We start from the raw sequence: 13,207 nt of genomic DNA, 5'->3' as shown, positions 1-13,207 counted from the left end.
GACACATCGCCGACTTATATCGCATGACGGGTGTTCACCTGCTTTCTCAGGAGCAAGGTGGTTGTGGAGGACGGAGTACCTTTCAGGCGCTTTTTCTCCGCCGACGTGAGCGCGTCCCTGAACGTGGTCGTCTTGCCGACCTTCGCGGTGAAGTTGACCCCGCCATGGGCCCAGTTCAGCCAGGCGGCGAGCAGTTCGCTCTCGAAGCCGGCCCTGGCGGTCTTCTTGGCGGGCTTGAGCACCCGGTAGGCCGTACCCAGGGTGGAGACGCGCGTGAGCTCGGAGAAGACCTTGCTGGCCTTGGCGGTCATGCCGAGATAGCAGGCGAGCGTCGCGTCGGGCAGCGTTCCCTTGCCTCGGGTGATCTCCACGGCCCACTGCGCGGCGGTCAGCGTCTTCTTGGACGTGCCGCGCTTGCACATGACGGGCGCCGCGGCGGGAGCGGCGGGGGTGGCCGTCACGGTGACGGTGACGGTGACTTGCGGCAGGGGAATCGGCTCCGGCGCGGGGGCGGCCGGCGGGTCGCCGACCGGGGAGGGACCCGAGCTCGGCTCGGGGCTCGGGTCGCCCGCCAGGTCGTCGTCGGGGTCGCCCGGGGCGGACCCGTCTCCCGGGTCGGGGTTCTGGGTCACGGCGGGATCGGGAGCGTCCCCGGCGATCGCGACGCCCAGGTCCAGACGCGGGGTGCTCACCCCGTCGTAGACGATCGGGCGGCCCGCCGCCTTGAGCAGGTCGAGCAGCGCGTCCGGAGTACCGGGAGACTTCTGCGCCATCAGCGCCATGGCACCGGTGACGTGCGGGGTGGACATCGACGTCCCGCTGTAGACCTGGTGTCCGTTGTTCGGCACCGCGGAGTCGATGTCGACGCCAGGGGCGAAGAGGTCGAGTACGGAGCCGTAGTTGGACCAGTAGGGGACGCGGTCGGCGTCGTCGGTCGCGCCGACGGTCACCGCGCCGGACAGGCAGCCGGGAGCCCCGGCGCCGAGGGCGCCCTCGTTCCCGGCGGCGGCGACGACGGCCACGCCCTTGGCGCGCAGGGCCTCGACCTTCGTCTTCATCGCCTCCAGCTCGGGTTCGGCGTCGCACGCCCCCTCGTAGAGGCCGCCGCCGAGGCTGAGGTTCACCGCGACGAGACCCGGAATGGTGTTCTTGAGCTCCGCGACGCGATCGAGGGCGAGCAGGAGCGAGGACTCGTAGGCGGTCAGGCAGGCGCCGCCCTCGTCACAGTCGTCGATCCGGCTGAAGACCTGGATCGCCACGATTTTCGCGGCGGGCGCGACGGCGTGGGCGATGCCCGCCACGTGGGTGCCGTGGTCGCACAGGTTGACCCCAGCGTCGAGGCAGGCGGAGGTCTTGGCGTCGGCGGATGCGGAGTCGGTCTCCTGCCCGTTGGGACAGAGCGACTGGGCGCCCTCGCTCTCGTCCGTCACGGAGAAGCATTCCTGATCCACGACGCTGCCCGCGAGGTCGGGATGATCGGCGTCGATCCCGGTGTCGATGATCGCGATCGTCTGGCCCTCACCCCTGAACCCGGCGGTGTGCGCCTTGTCCGCGCCGATCACCTGCAGGCCGGAGGCCAGCGAGGTGGGGAAGTAGGCGCGGTCCCGGCGGATGGAGCGGACGCGAGGGTCCTCGGCCAGCCGGGTCAGGGACTCGCCGGTGCCCTGGACGACGATGAAGGAGGTGTCCGGCGGCTCCAGGACCACCTGTGCGTCGGGCAGCAGCCGCGCCTCCCCGGCGACGGGGGCCGCCTCGGCGGGGGCCGCCACCTCGACGATGACCCGTGCTCCGTCGGTGTCCACACCGAGGCCGGCCTCCAGCTTCGGAGGGGCGGACGGATCCTCTGCCCCCGCGGAGGGAGCGGGTGCCGGGGGGTTCTCGGTCGTGGCGGGAGTGGGTGCCGCGGAAGGGGCGGGCGCCGGGGAACTCCCGGCGAAGGCAGGTACGGCGGGGGCGAGGCTGAACACGATCGCCATGGCCACGAGGGCTCGAAGTCGCACTTGTCCTCCGGGGGAGATCAACAGGCGATTCGGAGTCTAGGTAGCGATTCGTCCCTGGTGAATACTTTGCCCCGGATTTAGAGGATCTTCTCAGAAACGGCTCGGCCCCCCGCGGCGTAACGCACACGGAGGGCCGAGTGTTCGAAATATTACTTGAGGCCGTTGGCGATCGCGGTGATGAGCTCACCGTTGGCGGTGTCTCCGCTGGTCTCCCAGAAGAACGCGCCGCCCAGACCCTGGTTCTTGGCGTAGGTCATCTTGCCGGCGATGGTGCTGGGGGTGTCGTAGCTCCACCACTGGCCGTTGCAGAAGGCGTAGGCGGTGCCGCCGACGGTGCCGGTGGCGGGGCACTTGGTCTTGAGGACCTTGTAGTCCTCGTTGCCCGCCTCGTAGGTGCCCGGGGCCGCGCCGGTCGCGCTGCCGCCCGGAGCCGCCTGCGTCACGCCGCTCCAGCCTCGGCCGTAGAAGCCGATGCCGAGCAGGAGCTTGCTGGCGGGGATTCCCTTGGCCTTGAACTTCTGGATCGCGGCGTCGGAGTTGAAACCGGCCGTCGGGATGCCGGTGTAGGAGGTGAGGGGCGAGTGCGGGGCCGTCGGTCCCTGAGCGTTGAACGAGCCGAAGTAGTCGTACGTCATCGGCATGAGCCAGTTCAGGTTGTTGATGGCACCGGCGTAGTCGGCGACGTCGATCTTGCCGCCGTTGGAGCCGTCGGCGGTGGTCGCCGCGGTGACCAGGGCGTTGGCGCCGAACCTGCTCCGCAGAGCGGAGATCACGTTCTTGAACGCGTTCGGGCCGCTGGCGTCACAGCTCAGACCGCAGGCGTTGGGGTACTCCCAGTCGACGTCGATGCCGTCGAACACGTCGGCCCAGCGCGGGTCCTCGACCAGGTTGTAGCAGGACTCGGCGAACGCCGCCGGGTTGGCCGCGGCCTGGGTGAAGCCGCCGGACCAGGTCCAGCCGCCGAACGACCAGATGACCTTGATGTTCGGGTAGGCCTTCTTCAGCTTGCGGAGCTGGTTGAAGTTGCCGCGCAGCGGCTGGTCCCACGTGTCGGCCACGCCGTCGACGCTCTGGTCGGCGGTGTAGGCCTTGTCGTAGTCGGCGTAGGAGTCGCCGATGCTGCACCGGCCGCCCGCGGTGTTGCCGAACGCGTACAGGATGTGCGTCAGCTTCGCCGCCGAACCGCTCGTGACCAGGTTCTTCACGTGGTAGTTGCGGGCGTAGACACCCCATTCGGTGAAGTATCCGACGAGCTTCTTACCCGAGACCGGGGGAACGGTCGGGGTGACCGTCGGCGTCGGGGTCGGGGTGGGCGTCGGAGTCGGGGTGACCGTCGGGGTCGGCGTCGGCGTCGGGGTCGGCGTGGGGTCCGGGGTGCCGGTGCCGTTGCAGGCGCCGCCGTTGAGCTTGCAGTTCAGCACGCCGGTCAGTCCGCCGGGCGCGCCGTTGAATCCGAAGCTCACGGTGGCCCCTGCCGCCAGGGCCCCGTTCCATGACTTGTTGACGAAGGTGTAGTGATCGCCGCTCTTGGTGAGATCGGCGTCCCACGCGGAGGGGATCGACTTGCCGGCGGGGAGGTCGAACTCGACCTTCCAGCTCGTCAGGGCACTCGTCCCCGCTTTCACGGTGACCTTGCCCTCGAAGCCTGAGCCCCAGTCGGACACGGTGGAATAGGTGGCCGTGGCGGGAGTGGCGGCCGTCGCGGCGTTCATCCCCATGGGGGCGAGCAGCGCCGCCGCTGCGATGAAGGAGCCGATGGTAATTCGTCGCAAGGGTCGCTCCAGGTCAGTTGGTGCCTAGTCCCCGTATTCATAGGAAAGTTTCCTATTAGTTCTCAGAGCGTAGGTTCTCGTTCGCGGGCGGTCAATGCCTTGCCCGTCGATATAAGGCCGATTTAAGGTTTTCCGTCCGCGTGACGTACACGCACCGGTCGAGAGCGCGACGAATGACCGGCGGAGCAGGAAGGACGCGGGCTGGATCGCGGATGGGCGCCGGATCCCGGTGGGGTGACAAACCGAATTCCGGATGGGCGCTGGACGCAAAAAAGGCCGACCGAATATCGGGTGACCAGCCTGAAAGAGATATAAAACGGGCCGGTCGCCTGTTGGGTGACCGGTTCGACCGAGACGTGAGGCAGGCCGGTCGTCTGTTGGGTGACCGGTTCGACCGAGACGTGAGGCAGGCCGGTCGTCTGTTGGGTGACCGGTTCGACCGAGACATGAAACGGGCCGGTCACCTGTCGTGTGACCGGCCCGAATGCGGGTTGGAAGCGGAGGTTACCGGCTGCGGCTCATCCCTCCGCGGCCGGTTCCCCGATGCTCCGTTTGTCCGGGCCGCTCTGCCCGTTCTGAATGCTCTGAGCGCTCTGGATATCCCGGACCTCCTGGACGTCCCGCTCGCTCTCGTCGACGGCCTGGACCCCGTAGGCCGGAACGGGAACCTGCCGGAGCCAGAGGGCGCCCAGGGGAGGGACACGCAGGCGGGCGGAGTACGGCAGGCCGTGGCGGGGCTCGTCGATCGCCTCCACCGTGCCGAGGTTGCCCACCCCGCTGCCCGCGTAGTCGTAGGCGTCGGTGTTGAGCACCTCCTCCCACGAGCCCGGATAGGGCAGACCGAGGTTGTAGTCGTCGTGCGGCGAGCCGGAGAAGTTGGCCACGCAGGCCAGGGCCGAGCCGTCCTTGGCGTAGCGGAGGAACGAGAACACGTTGCCCATCGCGTCGTCGGCGTCGATCCAGCGGAAGCCCTCGGGGGAGGTGTCCATGTCCCAGAGGGCAGGGGTCTCCTTGTAGATCCGGTTGAGATCGCGGACCACCCGCTGGACCCCCTTGTGCCCGTCGAAGTCGAGCACCCACCAGTCGAGCCCGCGCTCCTCCGACCACTCCGAACCCTGACCGAACTCCCCACCCATGAACAGCAACTGCTTGCCGGGGTGGGCCCACATGAAGGCGAACAGCGCGCGCAGGTTCGCGAACCGCTGCCACTCGTCGCCGGGCATCTTGCCGAGCAGCGATCCCTTGCCGTGCACCACCTCGTCGTGCGAGAGCGGCAGCACGAAGTTCTCCGAGTAGGCGTACATCAGCGAGAACGTCATCTGGTGGTGGTGGTAGCGCCGGAAGATCGGCTCGTGCTTGAGATAGGCGAGCGTGTCGTGCATCCAGCCCATGTTCCACTTGAACCCGAAGCCCAGCCCGCCCAGGTGCACCGGCCGGGAGACACCCGGCCACGCCGTCGACTCCTCGGCGATGGTGGTGATGCCCGGCGCCTCCCGATAGGCGACCGCGTTCATCTCCTTGAGGAACTCCACCGCGTCGAGGTTCTCCCGCCCGCCGTACTCGTTGGGCGTCCACTCACCCTCGCGCCGCGAGTAGTCGAGATAGAGCATCGAGGCGACCGCGTCGACCCGCAGCCCGTCGATGTGGAACTCGCGCAGCCAGTAGACCGCGTTGGCGACCAGGAAGTTGCGGACCTCCCGGCGGCCGAAGTCGAAGATGTAGGTGCCCCACTCGGGGTGCTCGCCCCGCGCGGGGTCGGCGTGCTCGTAGAGCGGCGTCCCGTCGAACCTGGCCAGCGCCCAGTCGTCCATCGGGAAGTGCGCGGGCACCCAGTCGACCAGCACCCCGATCCCGGCCTGGTGCAGGCGCTCCACCAGGTAGCGGAAGTCGTCGGGAGAGCCGAACCGGGCCGTCGGGGCGTAGTAGGACGTCACCTGGTAGCCCCAGGAACCGCCGAACGGATGCTCGGCCACCGGCATGAACTCCACATGGGTGAAGCCCATGTCCACCACGTAGTCGACCAGCTCGGTGGCCAGATCCCGGTAGGACAGCCCCGGCCGCCATGAGCCGAGGTGCACCTCGTAGGCGCTCATCGGCTCCGCCGCGGCATTGCTGCCGGCGCGCCGCCGCATCCACTCCTCGTCCTGCCAGCCGTACTCCGACTTGTCGATCACCGACGCGGTCGCGGGCGGGCATTCGGTGCGCCGGGCCATCGGGTCGGCCTTGGCCCGCCAGACCCCGTCCGCGCCGAGGACGCCGAACTTGTAGCGGTCACCCTCGCCCAGTCCCGGGATGAAGAGCTCCCACACTCCCGAGCTGCCAAGCGAGCGCATGGGGTACGCGGTGCCGTCCCAGTGGTTGAAGTCTCCGAGGACCCGCACCCCGCGCGCGTTCGGCGCCCATACGGCGAAGGCCGTGCCCTGCACGTCCTCGTGCAGCATGACCCGCGCGCCGAGCACCTCCCAGAGCCGCTCGTGACGCCCCTCGCCGATCAGATGGAGATCCACCTCGCCCAGCGTGGGCCAGTGCCGGTAGGGATCGGTGGTCTCGTACGGCTCGGCCCCGGCGTAGGCGATCCGGAGCCGGTAGTCGGGGATCTTGTCAAGGCCCGGAAGCGTCGTCGCGAACACTCCGTGGGCCACGTGTCTCATCTCGTGAGCCTGGCCGTCCACGACCGCCTGGACCTTCTGCGCCAGTGGCCGCAGCGTCCTGATGGTCACACCCTCCGGTCCCAGGTGCGCCCCCAGAATCGAGTGCGGATCGTGGTGTGCACCGCCTGCCAGCCGGTCCAAGTCCGCGTTCATGGCTCACTCCCGCTAGATCGATATCCCTAACCCTGCCGTACCCGGGCACCCAACTCATGCCCTTGTCCGCTATCACCATGCGTGTCGCGAAAAGGTGCGGATTTGTGGGCGGAAAAATCCCGATTGGCATCCCTTGAAGCTTAGGGAACCACTGTCCGCGCACTGAGTTGATCACACAGAGGGTGACCGTGCATCCGTATGATCCACTGCCACCCGCACCCGTCCGGCCTCTCCGCGGCGTGAGTGCCGCGTTCCCGAAGCGTCCCGCACTTCACGAGAGTCGCGCGAGGGTTGCGCGAGACCGATCGAAGGTCGTGTTCCCGAAGTCTCCCGCACGTCGTGGGAGTCGTGCGCCGGCCGTACGGGACGGATCGTCGAAGCCCGGGACGGAGCAGAACCGATGACCGGGCCCTTCCTCCCGTGGGTCCGTCCGGGGCTTCGCGGTGGTGGCGGTTTTGGACCTCAAGGATGATCGCGGCGGTCCTGCGGATCACGGAGTTTCAGGAGGACCGCCGCGGCCGGGATCGGATGGGGATCAGCGAGGGTTCTTGGCCGTGACGTCGCGGGCGGTGACGCGGAAACCCTGCCAGTGGGTCGGCATGAGGTCGCCGTCCTCGTCGCGGGGGACGTGGTGGTAGCCGACGTTGACCCACACGACGGGATCCTTGACCCGCTCACCGTTGATGTAGCGGTCGACGGACTTGGCGCATCCGGGAGAGGGGTTGACGGTCGCCAGGCGCTCGCACGAGCGGTAGGTGCTGACGTAGACGTCGGCGCGGGTGAAGGCCTCGTTGGCGGGGCCCCGGTATTCGGAGCTGTCGGAGTTGTTGATCTCCCAGGAGACGCGGTGCCCGTCGGCGTTGCGCACCTTCTGATCAACCACGCGCCACCAGCGCATCGGCCCGTTGACGGCCTTGGTCTCCCTGGCGAACGCGGTGCGTTCGAGCTTCCGCTTGGCCGTACCGGATCCTGAGAAGTCGTACTGTTCGACGAGGTCGTCGGCCTTGCCCGCGATGTCGAAGTCGAGGCGCCAGAAGATGTTGTGGTTGTGGCTCGTCTCGAAGGTCCTCGCACCCACCCCGATCGGCCAGCCGTGCTCGGGCGTGGTGGTGAATCCGGACAGCGAGCCCGTCGCGCCCACGCGCGGGGTGATCGAGCCGTCGTCGGAGAAGGCCCACTCGACCAGGTAGGTGTACCAGCCGACCTGGAAGGCGGAGAACACCACCAGATCGCGCCCCTGGGCAGATGCGTTCGGCCCGTCGTAGTCGGACTTCAGGTACGCGTGGCCACGCGCCCGCGTCGTCACGCAGACGAACTGCTCGCGGCGCTCACCCCCCGGGCAGTCGGCGGACTGCAGCGCGATGGCGTTGTAGCCCAGGGCCCCGATGTCGTGGTAGCGGGGCCGGCCGCTGTCGTAGGGCACGTGGATCTGGGCCAGCGCGGTGCTGCGGAGCACCGTGACCGCCCGGTTGCCCTTCGGCGTGTAGACGACCTTGGTGAGGGCCAGTCCCTCGATGTTGCGCATCTCCCAGCAGAGCTGCCAGCGCGCGCCGTTCGGCAGGGTCTTGTCGATCCGGTACGGCGCGCTGCACGGGGCCGCCGGAGCCCGTACGGCATGCGCCGCCGATGCGGATGCCCCGGCGCCGGTCACGGCCCGGGCGGCGGGCGCGGCTTGTGTCGAGGCGGCCCGTGCCGAGCCGAGGCCTCCGGCGAGCATGGCGCAGGAGAGGGCGAGGCGGAGGAACACGGTCACCACTCCAGGGTGTGGATCTTCTTGGCGGACAGGTCGACGACGATCCGGCTGGTGTCCAGCCACGTCTTGTCGGGCAGCCGGACGAACAGCCGCAGGCACCGATGGATCCCGCAGTGCCGGGCGGGCCCCCGCTCACCGGCCGGTGTGAAGATCAGCCCGCGCAGGCCCAGGTCGGCCGCGGACCTCAGCTGCCTGCCCCCCGCCTTGGCGTAGGACTCGCGCACGCCCCCGCCGTACTGTGGGTGAGCCAGGAGCAGTTCGGCGGCCGTCGCCTCCTCCGCCTTGGACGGCGGCGGCTGCACCCCTCGCGCCACGCTCTCCTCGACGACCGTGCCCCGGTCGAGGTCGACGGTCCGCACGATGAGCTTGTCGGCGCTGTAGTCGTACAGGTAGGCGTCGGCCCGCCGTCGCTCGTCCGCGTCCTTGTCGTCGTCGCGCTCGACGTAGAGGAGCTTGACCTGCCCGGCCGCCAGGTGCTCCCGGGAACCCGCCGACGCGATCGAGCTCGCCCGCGCGATCTCCTGTGCGGTCAGCGGATCCCCCTGCACGACCACCTGGGGCGCGGACCCCGCCGCCTGGGACCTCTGCTCACCGGGTATGAACAGCACGGCCCCGGCGACGGTCATCATCCCTGCCCCCGCGACCGCCATCACCATCAGTCTCCGCCCCACGAGCGCCCTCTTTACTCATTGTTGACCTTTGACTGCGAACGGTAGCCGCAATGGGGTGTCTGGGCAGATCAAACGGCGTATTGCGCCATTGGTGTATGACGATGTGGTTTGCGAGATAGGTGGGGAGCTGTGTTCTGCTCGGCGCCGCCGATGCCGGCGGATTCTCCGCCGTGGTCGACCGTGAGATGAAGGGCCGGCGCGGCTTCAACCCTCGGGATGTGTGATCTCGGGCTCGCCCCGAGGGGGCGCGCATGTCCCGCCGTGGATGGCGACGGGTCAAGTGCGAGGTGATTTCCGGTTATCCGTTATCCGGCGCGTGGCGTGGAGCGCGATTCCGGTTGCCCGGCGCACACCGTGGGAACACCGACGTGCAAGGACTCGATGCCGTGACGTGGGGGACCTGAGGTTGAAGGGTTGCCTTGACGGATCCGCCTTGACTGTTTCGCTCATTACTGTCGACAGATAAGTGACGACGGCATACTGTATTCCAATGCACGGCAAAAATGGACAAAAGCTGACATTTCTAACCCCCTCCGGGTTCTTCAGCCGTTCACGCACAGTTGCTCCCCCGACCTGGAGCCGTTGGTTGATCCCTCCGGCTGCCCTGTCGGTCCACCTCGCCATCGGCCAGGCCTACTCGTGGAGCGTTTTTAAAAAGCCCCTTGAGTCGGCCTTCGGTCTGACGGGCACGGCCAGCGCCCTGCCGTTCCAGCTGGGCATCGTCATGCTCGGCCTGTCGGCCGCCTTCGGAGGGACGCTCGTCGAGCGCAACGGCCCGCGCTGGGCGATGTTCGTCTCGATGATCTGTTTCTCCTCGGGATTCCTGATCTCCGCGCTCGGGGTGGCCCTCGGGCAATATTGGCTGGTCGTCCTCGGATACGGTTTTGTGGGCGGAATCGGCCTCGGCATCGGCTACATCTCGCCGGTCTCCACCCTGATGAAATGGTTCCCCGACCGGCCGGGAATGGCCACGGGCATAGCGATCATGGGGTTCGGCGGAGGCGCGCTCATCGCCTCGCCGTGGTCCACCGAGATGCTGAGCGCCTTCGGCAGCGACCTGGGCGGGATATCCAAGACGTTCCTGGTGCACGGCCTGGTCTACGCGGTCTTCATGTCCATGGGCGTGTTCCTGATCCGGGTCCCGAGGGAAGGCTGGCGTCCTCCCGGCTGGGATCCGGCGAAGACCGCCGTTCGATCGCTGGTCACCACCGCCAACGTCTCGGCGCGCAACGCGATCCGCACCCCGCAGTTCTGGTGTCTGTGGGTCGTCCTGTGCTTCAACGTCACCGCGGGCATCGGCATCCTGGAGAAGGCCGCCCCCATGATCGGCGACTTCTTCGCGAACACGTCCACGCCGGTCGCGGCCGGCGCCGCCGCCGGTTTCGTGGCGCTGCTGTCGCTGGCGAACATGGCGGGACGCATCGTGTGGTCCTCGACCTCGGACGTGATCGGCCGCAAGAACATGTACCGCGTCTACCTCGGCGTGGGCGCCCTGTTCTACCTGGTCATCGCACTGGCCGGAGACTCCTCCACGCCCCTGTTCATCGTCTGCGCGATGGGCATCCTGTCCTTCTACGGCGGAGGGTTCGCCACCGTCCCGGCGTACCTGAAGGACCTGTTCGGCACCTATCAGGTGGGAGCCATCCACGGCCGGCTGCTGACCGCCTGGTCGACCGCGGGCGTGCTCGGCCCGTTGATCGTCAACGCCGTCGCCGACTCCCAGGAGGCCGCCGGCAGATCCGGGCCCTCGCTGTACACCACGTCCCTCTACATCATGATCGTATTGCTGGCGGTGGGCTTCCTGGCCAACGAGCTGATCCGCCCGGTGAACCCCGTCTATCACGAGCCGACAGTCGAAGAGGCCGGTCAGCAGGGCCCGCTGGCCATGAGAGGAGAAGCCTGATGGCAGACGTCCAGGAGACGAGCACCGGATTCAACCCTCTGATGCTGCTGGTGTGGGCATGGGTCGGGCTGCCCTTCGCCTACGGGGTCTACGAACTCATCCAGAAGGTCACCCAGCTGTTCGGTGGCTGACGGCGGTAGACCGAACGACGTCGAATGCGGCGCGCGGGCTCCACGGCACCCGCGCCGCATCCGACTCCGCGGCACCCGCGCCGCATGGCTCCGTGGTGTCCGCGTCGGACCGCGTCGTTTCCGGATGCGGATCACCCCTGGGGGACTCCGGCGCCGGCGGCGACGATCTGAGCGACCCGCTCCGGTGGGATCCCGGTCGTGTCGACGACCTTCGCCTCGTGGCTGAGCCAGGGCAGGGCGTCGCGGTAGCCCGGGAGGTGGTCAAGACGCCACTGCCGTGCCTGCCTTTCCACGGCGTCCGTCTCGATCCGGTGGATGAGGGTGTCGTGGTCGGTGTGCAGGACGAAGTGGTGGACGGGAATGCCGGCCTTCTCGAGGCCGGTGCGGATCTCCGTCCAGTACTGCTCGACGAGGACCGTCTGCGGGATGACGAGCACTCCGCCGAGATAGCCGAGCAGCTGGGAGGCGGTCTCCACGACCAGTCCGCGCCACGGGGGCCAGTGCTGGAAGTCGCCGAGCTCCGGGAGGCCCTGAACATGTCTCAGCATGTAGCCGACGTGTTCGGAGTCGAAGATCCTTGCCTCTGGAACGAGCTTGACCAGTTCCCCGGCGGTGGTCGTCTTGCCCGCCCCGAAGGTCCCGTTCAACCAGATAATCATCGCCCGAGCGTATCCACGCGAGGTGATCGTGACGGGCCGATTCGCCCAAGCTGATCTGGAAAAGGAGCCTCGGTAATCCGCAGGAAAGGCATCCGCCGGTGGATCAGATCGGCTTCTCGGCGGACGCCAGGGCCTTTGATCGGCGCGAGGTCATCCAGTAGGCGACGCTGAGAATCGCGAAGAACGGAACACCCGCCCACCACGCGGGCCGCAGCGGTGCGATGAACAGCGTCGAGACCAGCGCTCCGGCGAGGAACAGCATGGCCAGAAGCGAGGTGACCGGGGCGCCCCAGAGCTGTACGGGCGACGGCGGGAGGCCCTGGATTCTGCGGGTGCGGCGGAAGGCCCAGTGCGTGGCGAGGATCAGCAGCCACACGACCAGCGCTCCGAAGACCGACACTCCGAACAGCGCGAGGTACGCCTCGCTCTCGCTCGCGGCCGACAGCGACGCGGCCAGGGCCAGGCCGAGTGCGGACAGCGCGAGGGCGTTGCGCGGCACGCCCGAACCGCTGAGCCGTCCCGTCCACGCGGGCGCGTAGCCGCCGGTGGCCAGCGAGTGCATCATGCGGGTGGTCAGGTAGAGGTTGGTGTTCGCGCTGGACAGCGCGGCGGTCAGTACGACGAAGTTCATGATGGTCGCGGCCGCGGGGATGCCGGCGGCCGAGAACACCCTGACGAAGGGGCTCTCCGTGACGGTCCCGCCCTGGGCGGTCGTGGTCCACGGCACCACGGTCAGCACGATCGTGATCGCCACGATGTAGAACAGCGCCAGGCGGGTGACCATCCGGCGGGCGGCGCGGGGGATGTCCCGTGCGGGGTTCTCCGACTCCGCGGCGGTGACCGAGACGACCTCGACGCCGACGTAGCTGAACAGCACGAACACGATGGCGAGGGAGAGCCCGCTGATCCCGTTGGGAAGGAAGCCGCCGTGCGCGGTGAGGTTCGCCGTACCGGTGGCCTCGGCGCCGGGCAGGCCGACGGTGATCAGCAGGATGCCGAGCAGGATGAACACGACGATGGCCGCGACCTTGATCATCGCGAACCAGTACTCCACCTCGCCGAACACCTTCACCGCCACGGCGTTGGTGATCAGTACGACCACGGAGAACACCACCACGGGCACCCAGAGCGGCAGCGACGGCCACCAGAATCGCACGTAGATCCCGCCCGCGATGACCTCGCCGCCGATGGCGATGACCTGGACGGTCCAGTAGGTCCAGCGGACCACGAATCCGGACCACGGGCCCAGGTAACGGTGGGCGATGATGCCGAAGGCGCCCGCCTGGGGATGGACGACGACCATCTCGGCCAGGGCCCATCCGATCACCAGAGCGACGGCCGCGCAGGCGACGTAGGCGATGATCGTGGCGGGTCCGGCCTGCGAGATCGCCAGGCTGGAGCCGAGGAAAAGCCCGGTGCCGATCGCGCCGCCCAGGCCGATCATGGTGAGCTGGCGTCCACGGAGGCCCCGGTGCAGGCCGGATTCGTTTTCCACGGCAAACCTCTTGGGGGGT

General features: G+C 68.2%; 9 protein-coding genes. 2 read left to right on the top strand and 7 right to left on the bottom strand.

Annotated elements, in window-relative coordinates:
* Window positions 1–14 precede the first annotated feature (14 nt).
* The 5 genes from DKM19_RS39570 to DKM19_RS39550 form a co-directional block, all read right to left on the bottom strand.
* Window positions 15–2,000, bottom strand: a complete 1,986-nt coding sequence (locus DKM19_RS39570; protein WP_162642107.1) for a S8 family serine peptidase — start codon at window positions 1,998–2,000, stop codon at window positions 15–17.
* A gap of 149 nt (window positions 2,001–2,149) precedes the next feature.
* Entirely contained in the window at window positions 2,150–3,772 is a 1,623-nt protein-coding gene (locus DKM19_RS39565) for a glycosyl hydrolase family 18 protein (RefSeq protein ID WP_239513835.1), read from the bottom strand.
* 518 nt (window positions 3,773–4,290) lie between these two features.
* Complete coding sequence (gene glgB / locus DKM19_RS39560; protein WP_110703012.1) at window positions 4,291–6,576, bottom strand: 1,4-alpha-glucan branching protein GlgB; 2,286 nt, start codon at window positions 6,574–6,576, stop codon at window positions 4,291–4,293.
* Window positions 6,577–7,111: 535 nt separating this feature from the next.
* A complete protein-coding gene (locus DKM19_RS39555; protein WP_239513834.1) occupies window positions 7,112–8,329 on the bottom strand; it encodes a copper amine oxidase in 1,218 nt (405 codons plus the stop codon).
* Window positions 8,326–9,000: a Tat pathway signal sequence domain protein gene (locus DKM19_RS39550; protein ID WP_162642105.1), complete on the bottom strand. Its 675-nt coding sequence runs from the start codon at window positions 8,998–9,000 to the stop codon at window positions 8,326–8,328. The genes DKM19_RS39555 and DKM19_RS39550 overlap by 4 nt, the downstream gene beginning before the upstream one ends.
* A 586-nt stretch (window positions 9,001–9,586) precedes the next feature.
* Here DKM19_RS39550 and DKM19_RS39545 point away from each other — a divergent pair.
* Together DKM19_RS39545 and DKM19_RS52650 are read left to right on the top strand one after the other, a co-directional pair.
* Entirely contained in the window at window positions 9,587–10,903 is a 1,317-nt protein-coding gene (locus tag DKM19_RS39545; protein WP_369987010.1) for an OFA family MFS transporter, read from the top strand.
* Entirely contained in the window at window positions 10,903–11,034 is a 132-nt protein-coding gene (locus DKM19_RS52650) for a hypothetical protein (protein WP_255415462.1), read from the top strand. The genes DKM19_RS39545 and DKM19_RS52650 overlap by 1 nt, the downstream gene beginning before the upstream one ends.
* A gap of 131 nt (window positions 11,035–11,165) precedes the next feature.
* On the opposite strand, the gene DKM19_RS39540 is transcribed toward DKM19_RS52650, so the two are convergent.
* Both DKM19_RS39540 and DKM19_RS39535 read right to left on the bottom strand, forming a co-directional pair.
* Entirely contained in the window at window positions 11,166–11,693 is a 528-nt protein-coding gene (locus DKM19_RS39540) for an AAA family ATPase (RefSeq protein ID WP_110703001.1), read from the bottom strand.
* A gap of 103 nt (window positions 11,694–11,796) precedes the next feature.
* Entirely contained in the window at window positions 11,797–13,188 is a 1,392-nt protein-coding gene (locus tag DKM19_RS39535) for an amino acid permease (protein ID WP_204358437.1), read from the bottom strand.
* Window positions 13,189–13,207: the final 19 nt, after the last annotated feature.

Origin of the sequence: Streptosporangium sp. 'caverna' (assembly GCF_003203775.1) — a bacterium.
GTDB lineage: Bacteria > Actinomycetota > Actinomycetes > Streptosporangiales > Streptosporangiaceae > Streptosporangium > Streptosporangium subroseum.
This window is presented reverse-complemented; position numbering and strand designations above follow the sequence as displayed.

Coding starts and splice junctions, on each gene's coding strand:
- DKM19_RS39540 (WP_110703001.1), bottom strand. CDS start 11,693: ATGATTATCTGGTTGAACGGGACCTTCGGGGCGGGCAAGACGACCACC.
- DKM19_RS52650 (WP_255415462.1), top strand. CDS start 10,903: ATGGCAGACGTCCAGGAGACGAGCACCGGATTCAACCCTCTGATGCTG.
- glgB (WP_110703012.1), bottom strand. CDS start 6,576: ATGAACGCGGACTTGGACCGGCTGGCAGGCGGTGCACACCACGATCCG.